Genomic DNA, 19,296 nt, shown 5'->3' with positions numbered 1-19,296 from the left:
TAGATAGCCAATGATTTATTGTTAAAGGTGAGCTTGGCTCACCTTTTTTGATTCTGCTTATTTTGATTTTGCTTACTAAGGAACACCGTGAAGTCTGTTATTGAAACTTTTTCAGATGTGATAAATGCTTGCCTAATTGAGGATTCTAGTCGATTGGTGCTCGCGCTGAGTGGTGGCCTAGATTCTAGAGTAATGCTGGAGTGCTTATCTCATTATCAATTACAGAATCCACAGCTAGAGGTGCGCGCAGTCCATGTTCATCACGGACTAAGTGACAATGCTGATCATTGGATGGAGCAATGTAGAACATGGTGTGAAGAGGCCAGAATCCCTTTTTACGCGGAGTTTGCCAATCTAGATATACACAGTAAGCAAAGCCTTGAAGCTCAGGCGAGAGAGGCACGCTATGCGCTATTGTCTCAACACCTACGCAAGAATGATTTACTCCTCACTGCTCAGCATGCAGATGACCAGTTAGAGACTGTGCTATTGGCACTAAAGCGTGGTAGTGGCCCTAAGGGATTGGCAGCCATGGGTGTGAAATCTGTCTTTGGTGAGGCAGTGTTGGTGCGCCCATTTTTATCACTGAAAAGAGAAGCGCTTGAAGACTTTGCTAAGCAACAGAATCTTGATTGGGTAGAAGATGAAAGTAACCAAGACACACAGTTTGATCGAAACTTTCTTCGTCTCCGGGTGATTCCTGCCTTATCAAAGCGATGGCCCGAAATACAAGCCAGTGCATTGCGAAGTGCGCAGCTCTGTTTTGAACAAGAACAGCTATTGGATGAGCTTCTAGAGCAGCAGTATCAAAGCGTTCGCAATGCTGATAATAGTTTAAATGCGCAGTGCCTATGCGAGCTGTCAGAAGCCATACGTAATCGCCTGCTAAGACGTTGGTTCGCTCAATATGGCTTGCCTATGCCCGGCAAGAAACAACTAGGGTTGATTTATCGTGAGGTAATTAACGCGTCACAAGATGCCAATCCTAAATTAATCATCGGCAAGGTGAGTGTAAGGCGCTTTCAAAAAAGCCTATTCTTGGTTGAGCAGAGTAAGGAGGCGCCGTACTGGCAATCCACTATTGTTATTGATACAACCTTGGAGTTACCCAATGGTTTAGGCTATGTAGGAGTTAGTAGTCATAGTGACATTGGCTTACTTGTCCGAGCACCAGAGCAGGGCGAAAAAGTGTGGGTTCAGTTTAATCCTGGAGGCTTAACGGCTCATCCAGATGAGCGCTCTGGGAGCCGAAAACTAAAAAAACTGTTTCAGGAGTATCAAATTCCGTCATGGAAACGATCGCAGACCCCGATTTTGATGTATAACGAAGAGGTAGTTGCGGTCGGCGATTCATTTGTATGCAGAGGATACTCGGGCTCAGGTCACCGTTTTTATTGGAAAAAACATAATTAACAAGGAGTAATTATGAAGAAGTCTCTCATTGTTGCGGCTCTATTAACGTCGTTGGTAGGAGTAACAGCACAGGCTGCTGATATTGAAGCAGGTAAAGCAAAAGCGAAAATTTGTGCTGCGTGTCATGGCGCTGACGGTAAGGCCGTTATTGACGGCTATCCAAATTTGAACGGGCAGAATGCCAAATATATCGTGAGTTCATTGAAGTCCTACAAGGCGAAGCAACGTAATGGTGGCCTCGCGGCTGTTATGCAGGCGCAAGCGTCAATGCTCAGTGATCAAGATATGGAGAATCTAGCGGCTTATTATTCTTCGATGAAATAATCGCAACACTTTTTACTCTTTTAAGCTCAAGAATGCATAATTCCTATATGGTAATTTGCTAGAAATCGTTGATAATACTTGGACTTGTCATAGGCTTGACCGAATTAGGGAGTAGGAATGAAAAAGATTGAAGCGATCATTAAACCTTTTAAACTTGATGATGTGCGTGAGGCGCTAGCTGAGGTTGGAATTACAGGGATGACGGTTTCTGAAGTGAAAGGCTTCGGTCGTCAAAAGGGCCACACTGAGCTTTATCGTGGTGCTGAGTACATGGTTGATTTTCTTCCTAAGGTTAAGCTGGAAATTGTTGTATCAGAAGACGTTGCAGCGCAATGCATTGATACAATCGTTGAAACCGCGCAAACCGGTAAGATTGGCGATGGTAAAATCTTCGTCACTGATGTAGAGCGTGTGGTTCGCATCCGTACAGGCGAAGAAGACGAAGACGCGATTTAATCTCGCTGAAAAATTGCTGCAAGCCCTCGCCATTGTGCGGGGGCTTTTCTTTTCTATGGGATAGGAAATAGTATAATACCAATCGTAGTAAGTAACGGGTAACCCTAGCTTGTTAAAACACTCGATAACGGCGTTAGAATTTTTGATTGTAGAATAACGACTTATCAAAAAGTTCTGCCTTGTTATCCAGCGTTTTTCCTACGCTATTTCTGACCACTTAATTACTGTGATTGGTATAAGGTTATAAAATTCAATCATTCACACCTTGTTAGCTAGGTATCTCATACTATGATCGCACCCTCTAAAAGGTGGCTACTTGCACCTATTATCGCTGCGCTGTTGACCACAGCAGTGCTCGCGATTGAATTTCCAATTAGCTTGCCTGATTCTGAGCATTTGATTATGGCGGATGGGATCACCGATACCGAAACGGAAAGTGCATTTCAATGCTCGGTATTTGAGCAAAGTGGTGAGGCTATTGATAATAATGGACACATTGATGTGTTGGTTTGGAATATCTACAAGCAAAATAAAGACGATTGGCAAGCCGAACTGACCAAGCTACTCAAAGGAAAACAACTGGGTCTGTTGCAAGAAGTCAGCTTTACCGATGAATTTAGGACTTGGTTATATCAACTGGATTGGGTGGGGCAGCAGGTGAAAGCCTTTGAATCATTTGATGTGAGTGCTGGAGTTTTTAATATCACTCAGGTCTATCCTATTCGTGCCTGTGCACAGTTAGACGCAGAACCTTGGATACAGATCCCTAAGTCAGCGCTCTTTGCCACCTATCCTTTGTCCAATGGGGAAGTGCTTGCGGTCGGTAACCTGCATGGAATCAATTTTACCATTGGCACTAAGGCGTATTCAAAGCAGCTAAAACTATTGGCAAGTAAGCTTGAGCGACATAATGGACCTGTCATTGTGGGCGGGGATTTTAATACCTGGAGTGATGCAAGGCTTGAGCAATTGGCGAAAATCATGTCATCGGCAAATCTTAAAGAAGTACAATTTGAGCCCGACCAACGAACCGAGTTTATGGGGGGGCATATGCTAGATCATATCTACTATCGTGGCTTAGACCTAAAAACAGCGGAGGCGCCCACTAGTGACGCCTCCGATCATAATCCAATGCTAGCGAGTTTTTCTATTACAGAGGTTAAACGCTAACCTTAGTGACATCGACATACAGCTTGAGCTTTTGCCCTGGCTGTAGGTAGTCAGATTTATTCAGATTGTTCCATTTGACTACGTCACTAGAGCGCACTTTAAATCGGTTGGCGATAGTGCTAATGCTGTCCCCACTGCGCACGTTGTAGTAAACGGTGCGCATTACCGCGCCTTGCTCACCTTGTTTCCACACCACCAGTTTCTGACCAATACGTAGCGTGTCTTTCGGTGCCATACCGTTCCACTTTGCCAATGATTGTACTGATACATTATGTTCTTTAGCTATGGTCCAGAAACTCTCGCCCGATTTCACCGTATGAGAGAGCTTGTAGTCACCTCTGCTACGCGATTGGGTCTGTTTTAGACGGTTATCCGCACTCAGGGCATAGGTGCTGTCTGACTGGGTAGAGGTTGGAATCAACAAGTAACGTCCCGCTCTAATATTAGAGTCCGACATGCCATTGGCATTCTGAATGACCTTTATGGTGGTGTTATGTTTTTGTGCAATAACACCTAAGCTATCACCTGACTGAATTTTGTAGCGAACCAGTTTGACACCCTTGCCTCGATTTTCTTCAACCTTGGCTAAGAATTGCTCTTGCTGCTCAGCTGGGATCAACAGCTTTTGTGGCCCTTCAGGAGCAGTAGCCCATTGATTGTAAGCTGGGTTGTAGCTCTGAAGCTCCTTCACAGGTATACCGGCATATTGCGCCGCAATACCGAGGTCAAGTTGCTCTTTGGGATCCACTTCAACCAATACTGGTTTGTTGGCAATCGGTGGGATCTTCACGCCGTACTTTTCTTGGTTTGCCACAATATCCGCAATCGCCATTAGCTTAGGAACATAAGCACTGGTTTCTTTTGGCAGTTGCAGTGAGAAAAAGTCGGTTGGCTTGCCATGTCTTCGGTTTTTACGAATGGCGCTGCTAACACGGCCGCTGCCGCTGTTGTACGACGCAATTGCGTGGTTCCAGTTGCCGTCGAACCTTTCGTTAAGGTAGGTCAGATAATTTAGAGCTGCATCGGTTGAGGCAACCACATCGCGACGACCATCGTACCAATAGTCTTGCTCTAGGCCATACATCTTGCCTGTACCTGGAATGAACTGCCATAGACCCGCTGCGCTACCATGTGAGTAGGCGAAGGCATCGTAAGAGCTTTCAACAACAGGCAGTAATGCCAACTCTAGCGGCATGTTTCTTTCTTCAATCTGTTCGATGATTAGATACAGAAAAGGTTCGGCTCTTTTAGAGACGGTTCTTAAATGGCTTGGGTGTTTGATGTACCAGTTGCGGTAGTAATCAACCATCTTATCGTCAGCGACTGGCAGCTCTAATTGCATGCCAATACGTTTCCAAAGATCGTCTTGTTGCTGGGCGGTGAGCTCTGGTGCTTTTTCTGTTTCTTCTACTGGAAGCGTTTCTGCGTCCGTAGAGCCATCGATGGGCTGTGTCTGTTCAGCTTGGCTTTCTTCTGTTGTAGGAGGAAGCTCTGAGACGTCCTTATCCGTGGGCTGCTGTGGAGCCTGACAACCTGCAAGTAGCAGAGCCAGTATCCAGCTGTATTTCAATCTCATTAAAAAGCCTTTCCTTTGGTGCTGAATATAAAAATTTGTCCGAGTTTACTGAATTAGAAGCTATCTTTCCATTTACGTAGGGCGGTAAACACGCCTTGCGGGCTAAGATCTTCTGTACGATGTGACACAGAATTGACAACCTCAGGGATTTCTACCCTCAAAAAAGGGTTAATCCATTTTTCCTGTTCAATAGTAGTCGGTAATGTGGGTTTTTGGTGAGCTCTGAGCTGATTTACTTTTTCTCTGTAAATTTGTAACTGCGGGTTACCTGGCTCAATCGCCATGGCAAATGAGAGGTTGCTTGAGGTGTATTCATGAGCACTGTATACCTCTGTTTCTACTGGGAGGGCAGCCAGTTTTTGTAGAGATTGCCACATTTGCGCTGGCGTTCCCTCAAACACGCGGCCGCAACCGGCAGAGAACAGCACATCACCACAGAAGAGTTTGCCATCCCCTACGTAACCTATGTGCCCTAGAGTATGCCCAGGTAAGCCCAGAACTAAGAAGCGCTCGCCAAATAGGTCTAGCTGCTGTCCTGCATCAACCGAGTGCGTCAGACCTGCCACAGCGTCATTTCTAGGACCTACAATCATGGTGTCTGGATAGGCGCGCTTGAGTTCCGGTACTCCACCAATATGGTCAGCGTGGTGATGGGTGACTAAGATTGTGGTGAGTTCCAATTGATGTTCTTTTAGGTAAGACAGCACTGGAGTAGCATCACCGGGATCAACAACCGCACATTGACCTTGTTTATTGTGAATAAGCCAGATGTAATTATCATTAAATGCGGGTATGCTTTTTACGACTAACATTAAGATATTCCTATTGTTTCTGTACGGATGACTGCTGAATGCGACCAGCTCGGGTATCACGGAAAATTAATCAGCCCCATTCTTGGGACGACTTACCTAAACATGCTTGGGTGCGCGATGCGATTCAAATGCGTTTGGATGAATGGTGCCCAAAACTATTTGGCTATCATATGCTTAAGCTTGGCGGTTTAAGTTGTGAGATTACCAGCTGCAACTGTAACATTCAGCACCAAATCAACCTAGATATAGTAAACCCAATTCATAGCATCGTAGCCGATGCTTATGATTTACCCTTTCTAGAGAAGAGCATAGACGTTGTTTTAATGGCGCATCAACTTGATTATTGCTTGGATCCGCATCGCTTGTTGAGAGAGGTAGACCGCGTGATGATCGATGATGGCTATCTAATACTAACAGGCTTTAATCCGATAAGTTTATCGGGACTGAATAGCTTGATGCCATGGCGAAAGAAAAACCTGCCTTGGAGCGGGCGAATGTTTACGCCGTATCGGGTTCAGGACTGGCTCAGTGTACTTAATTATCAAGTGGTGCATATGGACAGTTATGGATTGATACCGTCGAAAAAGCAACGTGCGATATGGACTTGGATAGAAAATGGGATAGGGGGCTGGAGTACGCCGTTTTGCAGTCAATACTTTATCGTGGCTCGCAAGAGAACATACCCGCTTAAACCGATAAAACCCCATTGGAAACTGAAGCGCCGTCTGTCTCCAGTGAGGTTAAATTGCCGAGTTAATCCTGAAGCCTAGGGTCTGTTGACCTTTTGCGATTAAATTTTGCTCGACCAGAAGCCATTTAATCAAGGCGAGGGACTTGCCGCCTAGTCATCTAAGCAAAAGTCGCTCAACGAAGAGTAAATGGCTTCTGGACGAGCCCTTCGGGTAGCGCTTTGTTGGGCATTTCTACCGCGTTAGTCACTTTTCATGTGGAACCACCACACCTAAAAGCGACTGCCTTGTATTAATACCCAACAAATCGCTACGAAAACAACCTCAAAAGGTCAACAGACCCTAGTATTAACTGTTTAGCTTAAGACGGTTGATAACCTGTATCTTCATCGGTAGGGGTTTCTGCCGCTTGACGAGCAATCTCGTCACAAATTTCGTTTTCTCTATGCCCAGCATGACCCTTTACCCATTTCCATTCTACTTGGTGGCGTTGATTTTCTTTGTCCAACGCTTGCCATAGGTCTGCGTTTTTTACGGGTTTTTTATCCGAAGTTTTCCAGCCACGCTTTTTCCAGTTATGAATCCACTGAGTAATGCCTTGGCGCACATACTGGCTATCTGTGGTAAGCACGACGTTGCATGGCTCCTTAAGAAGCTTAAGCCCTTCAACGGCTGCCATCATTTCCATGCGGTTGTTGGTCGTCAGTGTGAAGCCTTTGGCTATCTGTTTTTCGTGCTCTTTGTAGCGCATGACGATGCCATAGCCACCTGGACCTGGATTGCCTAAGCAAGATCCATCTGTGAAAATCTCAACCTGTTTATTCATGATTTGATATGATTGTCTGTATAGAGGCCTTCCTATTAGTCTGACACAGTTTTAATTATGAATACTAGTAACAATTCGCGCCGCATAGTGGTGCTCGATACAGAAACCACAGGTATGAACCGTGAAGGTGGTCCTACCTACCTTGGTCACAGAATCATCGAGATCGGTGCTGTAGAGATAGTGAACCGTAAGCTAACGGGGCGACACTTCCATGTCTATATCAAGCCAGACCGTGAGATTCAGCCGGATGCGATTGCAGTCCACGGTATTACCGATGAATTTTTGCGTGATAAACCAGAATACGAAGATATTCATAAAGAGTTCTTGGCGTTTATCGATGGGGCTGAGCTTGTTGCTCATAACGCGCCCTTCGATGTCGGCTTTATGGATAATGAATTTAGCAAGCTAGACCCTTCTATCGGAAAAACGCAAGACTACTGTAAAATTACTGACTCCTTGGCGATGGCTAAGCGCATGCCAAACATGCCAGCGCGCAAAAACCTGGACTCATTAGCTAAGCATTTCACCATCGATATTTCCGCGCGTGTATTGCACGGCGCTTTGCTCGATGCCGAAATATTGGCGGATGTGTTCCTGTTTATGACTGGTGGTCAGACAGCGATTCAATTTGGCGGTGACGGCAGTGGAGAGGCTGGTGGAGAGAGTATTCAGCGTGTTGCATCGGGAAGAGCCCCGCTTAGAGTCATTAAGGCCAGTGATGATGAGCTGACGGCTCATGCGGAAAGATTGACACTGCTTGCAGGTGAACAAAGCTGGTAGTAAGACGTTAGAATAAACAAGCCCTGCGATTTCAATGAGAATCGCAGGGCTTTTGTTTTTATAGGGTTATGCTTCAGTTTCGCTTAAGACTTGTTGCGACTGTACTGAGTTGGCTGGCAGTTCTTGCGGGTCAAAGTCATCGACATTGATACTGCGAAGTCGATGTTGTTCTGCCTCTATTAAGATCTCTGCTTCTTCCTGACTGATCACGTTAGCTTCGAGTCCTTGCTTAGCAATAAGATCTAATCGGGTGAAAGACCTACGTTGTTCAAGGGCTTTGCACACCTTGTCGAAGATAGGCTCAGCCTGCAATACGACGGTTAGCGCTAATTCTAATTGCCCTTGAACACAGTACTTCGATGGCTCTAGGTATTGATTACGTCCAAGTCGAGAGCGCGTCGCACTCGGTGTTTGTAGTATCTTAGCTAACTCGCTATCCAGAGCATCTGATGGTGCTTTGCGCACGCGCCCTATCGGCATTAACAGCACACGAAGCTTAAGCCCCATCCATTTCACAGGGAAGTTCACTAAGAAGTCATGCATCGCAGACTCAATCTTAAATAGGCTGCCTTGAGCGGTCCAATGCACCAGCGCCAAGTCTTCTTTAGGGCTTCCATCTAATTCAAAGCGCTTGAGCATTGCAGAGCATAGATAGAGCTGTCCTAGCATATCGGCTAAGCGTGCAGATAGGCGTTCTTTACGCTTCAAGGATCCTCCAAGGAAAGCCATAGAGACGTCAGAAAGAAACGCGAGGTTCGCACTGTAGCGGTTAAGCTTTTGGTAGTAGCGTTTGGTTTCATCATTGGTTGGCGCGTCAGAGCCGAAGCCATCAGTGACACCAAAAACTAGACTACGAGATAGGTTACTCATAGCAAAGCCCACATGGCTAAATAGAGCCTTATCAAACTGCGCTAAAGCATTGGGTGCATCAGAATAGGCCATTTCCATCTCTTTAAGGATATAAGGATGACAGCGAATGGCGCCTTGCCCGTATATCATCAATGAGCGAGTCAGTATGTTTGCCCCTTCCACGGTGATTGATATTGGAGCACCTTGATAAGCGCGCCCTAAGAAGTTAGAGGGGCCTAGCATTACGCCCTTGCCACCGGCGACGTCCATTGCATCAATGGATGCTCTTTGACCTAGGTGAGTACAATGGTATTTAACAATGGCAGAGATAACAGAAGGCTTAGCGCCATTGTCAATCGCTCCCATAGTTAATAGGTTTGCCCCTTCGAGTAAGTAAGCACTACCTGCGATTCGAGCTAATGGCTCCTCGATACCTTCCATTCGGCCGATAGGTTGCTTAAATTGGCGACGAATGCGAGCGTATGCGCCAATGGCGAGGGCATTGGTCTTGATGCCACCGGTATTAGTTGAAGGTAGCGTAATTGCACGCCCTACCGATAAGCACTCCACCAACATTTTCCAACCTTGGCCGGCCATCTCTTGGCCACCAATAATGAAATCTAGAGGTACAAATAGGTCTTCAGCTTGAGTGGGGCCGTTTTGAAATGGAATGTTTAACGGGAAGTGTCTACGACCAATCTTGACGCCTTCAAGGTTGGTTGGGATCAGGGCACAGGTGATACCTAAATCTTCCTTGTTACCCAATAGGCCATCAGGGTCTCTTAGCTTAAAGGCCAGGCCCAAAACAGTAGCAACGGGCGCCAGCGTGATATAGCGCTTGTTCCAAGTAAGGCGCATACCCAGAACTTTCTTACCTTGCCATTCACCTTCACATACCACACCAAAATCAGGGATAGCGCCTGCATCTGAGCCTGCTTCTGGACTGGTTAATGCAAAACATGGGATCTCTTTACCCTTTGCAAGACGCGGTAGGTAATGGTCTTGTTGCTCTTTGGTACCGTACATTTGCAGTAGCTCACCTGGGCCGAGAGAGTTGGGAACGCCAACGGTCGAGGCAACAACGATAGAAGTACCGGCCAGTCTTTGTAGCACTAGCGCCTGAGCGTAGGCTGAAAATTCAAGACCGCCGTATTTCTTTTTGATGATCATGGCAAAGAACTTATGGTCTTTTAGGTACTGCCATACCTCAGGAGGCATGTCTGCCATCTCGTGGGTAATTTCATGATCATTGATCATTGAACAGAGCTCATTAACAGGGCCATCGAGAAAGGCTTTTTCCTCTGCAGAAAGTTCAGATTTTGGAATGTCTTTTAAGAACTGCCAGTTAGGCTTGCCTTGAAATAGTTCTGCTTCCCACCAAGTCGTGCCGGCATCTAGCGCTTCTTTTTCGGTTTGGGACATAGGTGGCAACATGCCTTTAAATAAGCCTAGAACCTTTTTGGTAATGGTATTCTTTCGCCACTCATCGAACATCATAAACGCAGTGACTGACAGTAAAATGGCCCAAGCAATGAAGGAGAATCCTGATAGGATGGAACAGATAATCAAGGCAGTTGTATTGGCCAGAAACCCAGAAAACAGTGATGTACGGTGATACAGGCAGATGCCTGACACCACGATTAGGGTAAGTAGAGCAACAAGTATTTCCATGTAAAAAGCATCTCCATTAAGCTGTGTCACCCCTTAATAATAGGTAAGAGGTCTAACCAGTTCAAATTAGTATCGCAAATGTTAATTATTTGTAAAGTATTATTGATGGTGTTTTGTGAGTTGGGTCGCGAGCGGCATCAAAAGTGATTTGTCGGTGAAATAGTAATCATTGAGCCTATTGAGTTGGAAATCTGCGAGTAAGAGTCTCGACACTGCTAAACTTTTCTTGTTACATTCGATGCTATAACAATGGCGTTATTAATCAGGAGAGATCAGCCATGTACCGTGAACTTATTAAGGGTGAACTAAATGAAGCGGCTAAAGTATTAGAAGCATTTCTATCGGACGATGAGAATATTGCTCAGATAGAGAAAGCAGCGAAAACCATTGCGGATTCATTTAAGCTTGGCGGTAAGGTTTTGTCTTGTGGTAACGGCGGTTCTCATTGTGATGCTATGCACTTTGCTGAAGAGTTAACAGGACGATACAGAGAAGACCGCCCAGGATACCCTGGTATCGCAATTTCTGATCCTAGTCACCTTTCTTGCGTGAGCAATGACTTCGGCTATGAAGCGGTGTTCTCTCGCTATGTAGAGGCCGTAGGCCAGAAGGGTGATGTGCTGTTTGGACTGTCCACATCCGGTAACTCTGCCAATATACTAAGAGCTATTGAAGCTGCCAAAGCAAAGGGTATGAAAACCATTGCTTTGACCGGTAAAGATGGCGGTCAAATGGCGGGTACCGCTGATGTTGAAGTGCGAGTACCACATTTTGGCTATGCCGATCGTATACAAGAGATACATATTAAAATCATCCATATCATCATTCAATTGATTGAGAAAGAGATGGAAGCTCAGTAAGGAAACTGAGGATTTATTAGCAGGAGATAACTATGTGTGAACTGCTTGGCATGAGCGCTAATGTGCCAACAGATATCTGTTTTAGCTTTACTGGCTTGATTCAGCGTGGGGGGAACACAGGACCTCACACCGATGGCTGGGGCATTACCTTCTACGAAGGAAAGGGTTTTCGCACCTTTAAAGATCCTAATCCCAGCTGCGATTCAAAGATAGCAGAGCTAGTACAAAGCTATCCTATTAAGAGCTGCGCAGTGGTAAGCCATATTCGACAAGCGAATCGAGGGGCAGTGAATCTAGAAAATACCCACCCATTTACTCGTGAGTTGTGGGGCAGATATTGGACGTTTGCGCACAATGGGCAATTATCTGATTATCATGAAATGCAGACCGGTCGACAACGTCCGGTAGGAAAAACAGACAGTGAGCTGTCTTTTTGCTGGATAATGCATAAATTAGAGGAACGCTTCCCTGAGCCTCCTCAAGACATGCAGCCCGTCTTTGCTTACATGGTCACCCTGTGTGATAGCTTAAGAGAGTTTGGCGTGTTTAACATGTTGCTTAGCGATGGTGAGTATGTGATGGCGTATTGCACCAACCATCTTTATTACATTACCAGGCGCGCTCCTTTTGGTAAGGCGACCCTTATCGATGAAGACGTAACCATCAACTTCCAAGAAGAAACAACACCCAACGATGTCGTGTCAGTGATTGCAACTCAACCCCTCACCGATAACGAAACTTGGCACAGGTTGAAACCGGGCGAGTTTACGCTGTTTCAAAACGGTGAGGTTGTTGCAGGGAATTCAGATTTGCTTGCTGATGTACCCTACGCTGCTGCAAAGCCAGCGAGTCAGGCACCCACACAAGTACTAGAAGAATAAACCAAAGGCACGATAAACGTGCCTTTGTTGTTTTTGTTACTCATTCAGTTTAGACATAAAAAAAAGCAGCTCAAAGGCTGCTTTCTAGATGTTAACTTTTCCAGTTTATCTCACCAGAAACTATCTGTCGGACTATGTCCGGGTAGAGTTGATGTTCCGCTTTTTGTACCTTAGTCATAAGGCTATCGGCATCATCATGGGCAGTGATAGAGACTTTAACTTGACCAATGATCGGGCCACTATCGAGTTCTGGGGTCACAAAGTGAACGGTACTTCCGTGCTCAGAATCCCCAGCATCAATCGCGCGCTGGTGCGTGTGAAGCCCAGGATACTTGGGAAGCAGTGAGGGGTGGATGTTGATCATCTTACCGAGGTAGTGCTCAACAAACTCATCACTGAGAATTCTCATGTAACCAGCAAGTACCACCAAATCTGGTTGGTACTCGTCGATTTGCTTCATCAGAGTCATATCAAAACTTAGACGGTCAGCAAAGTGCTTGTGAGATAAAGCATGGGCTGGAATCGCCGCGGTTCTTGCTCGCTCAAGGCCATAGGCTTGCTCTTTATTACTAAAGACAGCACAGACTTGACCTTGAATATCACCGTTTGCACAGGCATCCATAATGGCCTGAAGGTTACTTCCATTTCCGGAAACAAGGACGACGATTCTAGTCATGATTAACGGATCTCTACTTGCTCTTCTTCGCCATTTGCTTCAGCGATCTGACCAATAACCCAAGCGTTTTCGCCTTCTTCATTAAGAAGAGCAACCGCTTGTTCTGCTTGATCTTGAGGCAGAGCAACGATTAGACCGACACCACAGTTGAATGTACGGTACATTTCGTGGGTGGTAACGTTGCCGTTTTCTTGAAGCCAGTTGAAGATAGTAGGCCAGTTCCAGCTGTTGCCGTCGATAACTGCTTTAGTACCTTCTGGAAGAACGCGAGGGATGTTTTCCCAGAAACCACCACCTGTAATATGAGAGATAGCGTGGATATCATGCTTCTCGATCATTTTAAGTGCTGATTTGATGTAAATCTTTGTTGGTTCTAGTAGATGCTCACCTAGTGGCTTGCCTTCAAGATCTTGGTTTAGATCTGCATTAGAAACCTCAAGGATCTTACGAACTAGAGAGTAACCGTTTGAGTGTGGACCGCTTGAACCTACAGCAATCAAAGCATCACCGGCTGCCACTTTAGTGCCATCGATAATGTCTTCTTTTTCTACAACACCAACACAGAATCCAGCAACATCGTAGTCGTCGCCTTCGTACATGCCAGGCATTTCTGCAGTTTCACCACCGATAAGTGCACAGCCAGACTGTACACAGCCCTCAGCAATACCAGCAACTACATCAGCAGCAGTGTCTACGTCGAGCTTCCCTGTCGCGTAGTAATCTAGGAAAAATAGAGGCTCAGCACCCTGAACGATGAGGTCGTTCACACACATAGCAACTAAATCGATGCCGATGGTGTCGTGCTTTTTCATATCTAGTGCAAGGCGTAATTTAGTGCCAACGCCGTCTGTACCCGAAACCAGTACTGGTTGCTTATATTTGGTTGGCAGTTCGCATAATGCGCCAAAGCCACCAATGCCACCCATGACCTCTGGACGACGTGTGCGTTTTACAGCACCCTTAATTTTGTCAACCAGTGCGTTGCCAGCGTCAATGTCTACACCAGCATCTTTGTAGCTAAGAGAAGCCTTGTTACTACTCACGGGAAATTCCTCGTTTAGAAAAAGTTAGGGAAGAAAAATCGGCGCTATTCTAACAAGGGATAATCGACAATAGCAAACGTTTGCGCGGTTATTTCTGATTGTTATTGATTTGAGCCCCTAGATGATGATTTATTTTGCAATTAAAGCAATCTGTTACCTAGGGTCTGTTGACCTTTTTCGATTAAATTTTGCTCGACTAGAAACCATTTAATCAAGGCGAGGGGCTTGCCGCCTAGTCATCTAAGCAAAAGACGCTCAACGACGAGTAAATGGTTTCTAGCCGAGCCCTTCGGGTAGCGTTTGTTGGGCATTTCTACGGCGTTAGTCCCTTTTCATGTGGAACCACCACACCTAAAAGTGACTGCCTTGTTTAAATACCCAACAAATCGCTACAAAAATAAACTCAAAAGATCAACAGACCCTAGAGATACAGGCTCACTTTTTTGATAGTCGTAAATTGCATTCTTTACTTGGGATTAATTGCCCTCAGAGGGCTGTGCGACTCGTAACTTGATGTCGTTTGGGTATATAATTCCTAGGTTTGTTGATTTTAGACTGGAGAAAGGCATGAAAGTCGTTGAGGTAAGACACCCTCTTGTGAAACATAAGCTGGGTTTGATGCGCGAAGGGGACATTAGCACTAAGCGTTTTAGAGAGTTAGCTACAGAAGTAGGGAGCCTACTCACATATGAAGCGACGGCAGACTTCGAAACTGAGCGCGTAACGATCAATGGATGGGATGGCCCAGTTGAAATTGACCAAATTAAAGGCAAAAAGGTTACTGTAGTACCAATTTTGCGTGCGGGTCTTGGCATGATGGACGGTGTGTTAGAGCACGTACCTAGTGCAAAAATCAGTGTGGTTGGTGTGTACCGCGATGAAGAGACCCTTGAGCCTGTTCCATACTTCAATAAGCTTGCGTCATGTATTGATGAGCGTATTGCACTTGTTGTTGACCCAATGCTGGCAACGGGTGGCTCTATGATTGCTACTATCGACCTGCTTAAAGAGCAAGGCTGTAAGACGATTAAGGCACTTGTGCTTGTAGCGGCACCTGAAGGTATTGAAGCGCTAGAAAAAGCTCATCCTGATATCGAGCTGTACACTGCTGCGATCGATGAGTGCTTGAATGATAAGGGCTACATTGTTCCTGGTCTAGGCGACGCAGGCGACAAGATCTTCGGTACTAAATAATACCCAAAACCAACAAGAGTAGGGCGCTTTCTAGTGACTCTACTTGTTGGTTTTGCAATCTTTGCTTATTATTTTCTAACTACTTCATATTATTGAGTTATTTATGCGATTTTTGGCTTGTATGCTAGCGGCTTTAACGTCTTTTTCTGCGTTTGCAGTCACTAAGGTCAATGTGTTTGATACCGAAGCTGTGGTGATTGAACAAAAAGAAGATGCAAGATATAGCGGTGAAGAGTTGGCTCGTCGCGAGGGCATGAGAGATGTAATCGTTCGAGCAACTGGCGACGCTGCTTCTTTGGATAATGCGGTAGTAAAGAAAGCTATTACCCAAAGTAGCCGCTTTCTTTCAACGATTACACCGTCTGAGAAAGATGGACAACCTACTCTAAAGATGTCGTTCAATCCTAAACAAATTCAGGCTTTACTTGCTCAAGCAGACCTACCTTATTGGCCTGATGAGCGTGCTCGTTTGCTAGTTTGGGTGGTTGAAGATAATGGGTATGATCGCACTATAAGCTGGGAACAGTCTCAAAGAACCTCCATTGAGAATCTAAGATATGTAGCGAACCAAAAAGGTTTGCCTATTACGGTACCAGTGGGTGATATTGATGATGTGACTAGCATTCAGCCAACTGAGGTGTGGGGTAACTTTACCAAGCAGATCTCAGACAGTAGTCGTCGTTACGACGTTGATGCCGTAGTTGTTGCGCGAATTACACGCAATGGTAGCCAGCAGAACCTGCGTTGGACCTTATATGATGACAAGCCTCAGTTTATCGTTGATGCATCTCTGTCTCCGGTAACGGGCGAAGCCTCGGGCACAAACAAGCAGGTAACAGAAACATTTGTTGCGGATCTTGGTCGCTACTATGCTCAAAAGAGTTCAGCCAAGGCCAGTGGAGAGATTACCTCTTCAGTTGTCGTGAACTTTAAAGGCGTAGCTGAAGCTCAGTCATTCTTTAACATAGAGCGCATGTTAGAAAATCTATCTAGCGTAGCGTCAGTAGAGCTCATGCATGTTATGGGTAGCTCGGTTGATTTTCGTGTGAACCTAATTACTGACGCAGCAGACTTTGAGCGCCAACTTCTGCGTAGCAATAAGGTCAGCAAGGTTGAAATAGCTGTCGAAACAGAGCCTGCTGCAGTTGAACCTACAACTGAAGCACAGGCTGAATCTACGCTAGACGGACCGCAATCAGGTGCAGAATCGACAACCGTTGACAACACTGAATCTCAAACTTCTGAAGCGGTTAAGCCTACTACTGAAGAGTCAATCGAATCTAAGCCTGAAGTATTGATGTATGAATGGCAGTCATAGAATAAACAAATAATTATGCGTTTGTTGATAAGCCAGTAGCCCTTGCTACTGGCTTTTTTCTTGCTTCTGTCCTTGCGTAAGATTGGCCACATTCATCGGCTTCTATTGCTAATCCTTTCCCTAAGCTTCTAAGCTTCTAAGCTTTTCGTTTTTTTATTTCTTACTTCTGTTTTTTTGCTTATCTAACGACCATCCCATCAAAACCTTTTTACACCGAATACTATAAGTACCAACTGTTACCGGTAACTTGAGTGGAGTGATGCTGAAGATGAAAAGGACTCGAAATGATTAGCAATCCAATAATAAAAGGGTTTCATCCTGATCCATGTGTATGTCGTGCTGGTGAGGACTACTACATTGCCACCTCTACCTTTGAGTGGTTCCCTGGGGTTCGAATATTTCACTCTAAGGACCTAAAAAACTGGAAGCTGGCTTCAATGCCTTTGGATAGCGTTGAAAAGCTCGACATGAAGGGTAACCCTGACTCTGGTGGCATTTGGGCTCCGGCTCTTAGCTATGCTGACGGCAAGTTTTGGTTACTTTATACCGATGTAAAGGTGATAGATGCACCTTGGAAAAACGGTCGCAATTACTTAGTAACAGCCGAGAATATAGAGGGCCCGTGGAGTGACCCTATTCCGATGGGAAATGGCGGGTTTGATCCATCGTTATTTCATGCGGATGATGGCAAAAAGTACTACGTTTATCGCACCTGGGGGCCGAGAAATCATAGCGATCCTATTAATGAGATAGTGGTGCAAGAGTATGATGTTGCTTCACAAAAATTAGTGAGTGTTAGACAGCCAATATTTAATGGGACGGAGCTAAAGTACACAGAGGCCCCGCATCTGTATAAGAAAGATGGCTACTACTACCTCCTTACCGCAGAAGGCGGTACAAGCTTTGAGCACCATGTGACAGTGGCTCGCTCAAAGCATCTATTGGGGCCTTATGAGGTTTCTCAGCACGGTGCATTGCTATCCACTTGGCATACGCCTGACAATGCACTGCAAAAAGCAGGGCACGGCTCCTTGGTTGAAACGCCTGATGGTGAATGGTTCATTACTTACCTAGTGAGTCGCCCGCTAAAATTTGCAGGCAGACCAAGGCTTGCTAGGTGGGGGCGCGGTGCGTGTTCTCTAGGAAGAGAAACGGGTATTGATCGTATTGAGTGGATAGATGGCTGGCCTGCAGTGGTGGGAGGAAAACATGCGAAGCTAGAAATTCCGGGATTGAACCTTGCCGTTACTTCTCCTGCTGAGAGTGAGTCTATTTATGATGACTTTTCTACTGAGTCCTTACTTGGCCATTGGCAAACTCTCAGGATCCCCTTTACTGAATCTATGGGGAGTTTGAATGAAAGACAGAGTTATTTACGCTTGCGCGGTAAGGATAGCTTGCTGTCGACATTTGAGCAGTCAACGGTAGCGACGCGTTGGCGTCATCATGATTTTGTTGCTTCCACCAAGCTTGAGTTTGAGCCGGTAAACTTCCAGCAGTCAGCAGGCTTATGTTGTTATTACAACACCAGTAATTGGACGTACTTAGCGGTTGAGTTTGATGAAGAGCGCAAGCGTCGCTGTTTGCGAGTGATGCAAGTAGACAAGCAGGCGGCCAGTTTTCATTTTTATGATGATGAGTCCATAGAGATCCCAGACGATGTGCGTAGTGTTTGGCTTAGTGTGAACGTCCAGGGCTTAACCTATCAATACAGTTACTCATTTGATGGCGAAGAATGGCAAAAGCTACCTTTAGTGCTCGATGCTTGGCGTTTATCGGATGACTACATTGACGGGAGAGGGTTCTTTACGGGCGCCTTCGTTGGACTTCATTGTGCTGATATTAGTGGGTTTGGCTGTCATGCAGACTTTGAAGAGTTTAGCTATGAGCCCACTGGCGGATAGTTAGCGAGACGTTCTGATAAAAAAGCCCCATTGATGGGGCTTGGTTGTACTTTTTGATCTTAACGCTAGCGACCAAAACGCTCTTGCTCTTCTTGCTTGTATTCAGAGAGCTTTTTCAGCTTTAAGCCTAATTCTCTTCCTCGTAATCGGCTATACAAGGTATTGCCGATAAACGCGATACTGGTTAGCAGTACTTCCACAATAGCCAACATTCTCTCGCCTTCATCAACATAGACCAAGGTGAGTGAGTGTAGGAAATAGAGCAGAAGCACGAAGTTTGCCCAAGCAAAGGTATATGGCTTTTGTTGCAATATTCCCTTAATTGGAAAGAGCAAAGGCAGTGCCCAAGCAATGGTCAAAAACCACGGGCTGAATTCCAGTGGCGGAGATATAAGGCTATGCCAAAGTATGACCCAAGCCAAAAGCGCAAAGTGTCCCGCTTGAGCCACTCGTAACCATAACCTTGTTTTTGGCGCCATTTCAGCAGGGGATGTGGTTGGCATTATAGGATCTCTAGTACCTGTTGTGGTGGACGGCCATGTCGAGCCTTGCCATTGGCAATCACAATTGGGCGCTCAATAAGCTTGCGATTGTCAAGCATCGCCTTAAACAGGTCTTGCTCGGTAAGAGAATCATCCCCAAGGTTGAGCTCTTTATAAATCGCTTCCTTGGTACGCATCATTGCACGTACGTTAGGCAGTTCAAGCTGAGCATATAGGCCTTGCAGTGTTTCAATGTCGAAATCAGCATCTAGATAAAGCACAACCTCTGGAGCAATACCATTTTCTTCCAACAGTGCGAGTGTTTCTCTGCTTTTTGAGCAGCGAGGGTTGTGATAAATAACAACAGACATG

The 19,296-nt window shown here is 45.6% G+C and carries 19 protein-coding genes; 11 read left to right on the top strand and 8 right to left on the bottom strand.

Annotated features, from left to right (window positions below):
* The first annotated feature begins 87 nt into the window (after nucleotides 1–87).
* The 4 genes from tilS (at nucleotide 88) to D5I41_RS18645 (ending at nucleotide 3,363) form a co-directional block, all read left to right on the top strand.
* The gene (gene tilS / locus D5I41_RS18660) at nucleotides 88–1,413 is read left to right on the top strand and encodes a tRNA lysidine(34) synthetase TilS (protein WP_119011092.1); all 1,326 of its coding nucleotides are present in this window, start codon (nucleotides 88–90) and stop codon (nucleotides 1,411–1,413) included.
* Between the two features lie 12 nt (nucleotides 1,414–1,425).
* Nucleotides 1,426–1,737 (top strand): c-type cytochrome, encoded by a 312-nt coding sequence (locus tag D5I41_RS18655; protein ID WP_017032643.1) that lies wholly within the window; start codon nucleotides 1,426–1,428, stop codon nucleotides 1,735–1,737.
* 117 nt (nucleotides 1,738–1,854) lie between these two features.
* Nucleotides 1,855–2,193 (top strand): nitrogen regulatory protein P-II, encoded by a 339-nt coding sequence (gene glnB, locus D5I41_RS18650; RefSeq protein WP_119011091.1) that lies wholly within the window; start codon nucleotides 1,855–1,857, stop codon nucleotides 2,191–2,193.
* Between the two features lie 288 nt (nucleotides 2,194–2,481).
* Nucleotides 2,482–3,363 carry an endonuclease/exonuclease/phosphatase family protein gene (locus D5I41_RS18645; protein WP_119011090.1) on the top strand — a complete coding sequence of 294 codons (882 nt, stop codon included), beginning with the start codon at nucleotides 2,482–2,484 and terminating at the stop codon, nucleotides 3,361–3,363.
* On the opposite strand, the gene D5I41_RS18640 is transcribed toward D5I41_RS18645, so the two are convergent.
* The gene (locus tag D5I41_RS18640) at nucleotides 3,353–4,939 is read right to left on the bottom strand and encodes a LysM peptidoglycan-binding domain-containing protein (RefSeq protein WP_119011089.1); all 1,587 of its coding nucleotides are present in this window, start codon (nucleotides 4,937–4,939) and stop codon (nucleotides 3,353–3,355) included. The two genes, D5I41_RS18645 and D5I41_RS18640, sit on opposite strands and share 11 nt — an antisense overlap.
* Nucleotides 4,940–4,992: 53 nt before the next feature.
* Entirely contained in the window at nucleotides 4,993–5,751 is a 759-nt protein-coding gene (gloB, locus tag D5I41_RS18635; RefSeq protein WP_119011088.1) for a hydroxyacylglutathione hydrolase, read from the bottom strand.
* Nucleotides 5,752–5,789: 38 nt separating this feature from the next.
* Between gloB and D5I41_RS18630 the strand changes: the two genes are divergently transcribed.
* Complete coding sequence (locus D5I41_RS18630) at nucleotides 5,790–6,521, top strand: class I SAM-dependent methyltransferase (protein WP_119011087.1); 732 nt, start codon at nucleotides 5,790–5,792, stop codon at nucleotides 6,519–6,521.
* Nucleotides 6,522–6,801: 280 nt separating this feature from the next.
* On the opposite strand, the gene rnhA is transcribed toward D5I41_RS18630, so the two are convergent.
* Entirely contained in the window at nucleotides 6,802–7,266 is a 465-nt protein-coding gene (gene rnhA / locus D5I41_RS18625) for a ribonuclease HI (protein ID WP_119011086.1), read from the bottom strand.
* A gap of 57 nt (nucleotides 7,267–7,323) precedes the next feature.
* Here rnhA and dnaQ point away from each other — a divergent pair, with 57 nt between their 5' ends.
* Nucleotides 7,324–8,046, top strand: coding sequence for a DNA polymerase III subunit epsilon (gene dnaQ, locus D5I41_RS18620; protein ID WP_119011085.1), 723 nt, complete (start codon nucleotides 7,324–7,326; stop codon nucleotides 8,044–8,046).
* 66 nt (nucleotides 8,047–8,112) lie between these two features.
* Here dnaQ and fadE read toward each other — a convergent pair whose 3' ends face one another.
* Nucleotides 8,113–10,566: an acyl-CoA dehydrogenase FadE gene (gene fadE, locus D5I41_RS18615; protein ID WP_119011084.1), complete on the bottom strand. Its 2,454-nt coding sequence runs from the start codon at nucleotides 10,564–10,566 to the stop codon at nucleotides 8,113–8,115.
* A gap of 278 nt (nucleotides 10,567–10,844) precedes the next feature.
* On the opposite strand from fadE, the gene lpcA reads away from it, so the two are divergent.
* Nucleotides 10,845–11,426, top strand: coding sequence for a D-sedoheptulose 7-phosphate isomerase (lpcA, locus tag D5I41_RS18610; protein WP_119011083.1), 582 nt, complete (start codon nucleotides 10,845–10,847; stop codon nucleotides 11,424–11,426).
* 32 nt (nucleotides 11,427–11,458) lie between these two features.
* Complete coding sequence (locus tag D5I41_RS18605; RefSeq protein ID WP_119011082.1) at nucleotides 11,459–12,307, top strand: class II glutamine amidotransferase; 849 nt, start codon at nucleotides 11,459–11,461, stop codon at nucleotides 12,305–12,307.
* 91 nt (nucleotides 12,308–12,398) lie between these two features.
* On the opposite strand, the gene purN is transcribed toward D5I41_RS18605, so the two are convergent.
* Nucleotides 12,399–12,983 carry a phosphoribosylglycinamide formyltransferase gene (gene purN, locus D5I41_RS18600; protein ID WP_119011081.1) on the bottom strand — a complete coding sequence of 195 codons (585 nt, stop codon included), beginning with the start codon at nucleotides 12,981–12,983 and terminating at the stop codon, nucleotides 12,399–12,401.
* Nucleotides 12,984–12,985: 2 nt separating this feature from the next.
* Complete coding sequence (gene purM / locus D5I41_RS18595; RefSeq protein WP_017029232.1) at nucleotides 12,986–14,026, bottom strand: phosphoribosylformylglycinamidine cyclo-ligase; 1,041 nt, start codon at nucleotides 14,024–14,026, stop codon at nucleotides 12,986–12,988.
* Between the two features lie 567 nt (nucleotides 14,027–14,593).
* Between purM and upp the strand changes: the two genes are divergently transcribed.
* The 3 genes from upp to D5I41_RS18575 all read left to right on the top strand — a co-directional run bounded on the left by upp (nucleotide 14,594) and on the right by D5I41_RS18575 (nucleotide 18,442).
* Nucleotides 14,594–15,220, top strand: a complete 627-nt coding sequence (gene upp, locus D5I41_RS18585; RefSeq protein WP_017029233.1) for a uracil phosphoribosyltransferase — start codon at nucleotides 14,594–14,596, stop codon at nucleotides 15,218–15,220.
* Nucleotides 15,221–15,323: 103 nt separating this feature from the next.
* Entirely contained in the window at nucleotides 15,324–16,538 is a 1,215-nt protein-coding gene (locus D5I41_RS18580; RefSeq protein WP_119011080.1) for a DUF2066 domain-containing protein, read from the top strand.
* A gap of 284 nt (nucleotides 16,539–16,822) precedes the next feature.
* Nucleotides 16,823–18,442, top strand: coding sequence for a glycoside hydrolase family 43 protein (locus D5I41_RS18575; RefSeq protein WP_119011079.1), 1,620 nt, complete (start codon nucleotides 16,823–16,825; stop codon nucleotides 18,440–18,442).
* A 65-nt stretch (nucleotides 18,443–18,507) separates the two neighbouring features.
* On the opposite strand, the gene D5I41_RS18570 is transcribed toward D5I41_RS18575, so the two are convergent.
* On the bottom strand, nucleotides 18,508–18,945 hold the full coding sequence (locus D5I41_RS18570) for a DUF2069 domain-containing protein (protein ID WP_119011078.1): 438 nt from the start codon (nucleotides 18,943–18,945) through the stop codon (nucleotides 18,508–18,510).
* Complete coding sequence (gene arsC / locus D5I41_RS18565) at nucleotides 18,945–19,295, bottom strand: arsenate reductase (glutaredoxin) (protein ID WP_119011077.1); 351 nt, start codon at nucleotides 19,293–19,295, stop codon at nucleotides 18,945–18,947. Before arsC ends, D5I41_RS18570 begins: the two co-directional genes overlap by 1 nt.
* Between the last annotated feature and the right edge of the window lies 1 nt (nucleotide 19,296).

The sequence above is a fragment of the Vibrio superstes genome, assembly GCF_003569005.1.
Taxonomy (GTDB): domain Bacteria; phylum Pseudomonadota; class Gammaproteobacteria; order Enterobacterales; family Vibrionaceae; genus Vibrio; species Vibrio superstes.
Note: the sequence above shows the minus strand (reverse complement) of the source record. Positions and strands in the feature narration are given on the sequence as shown.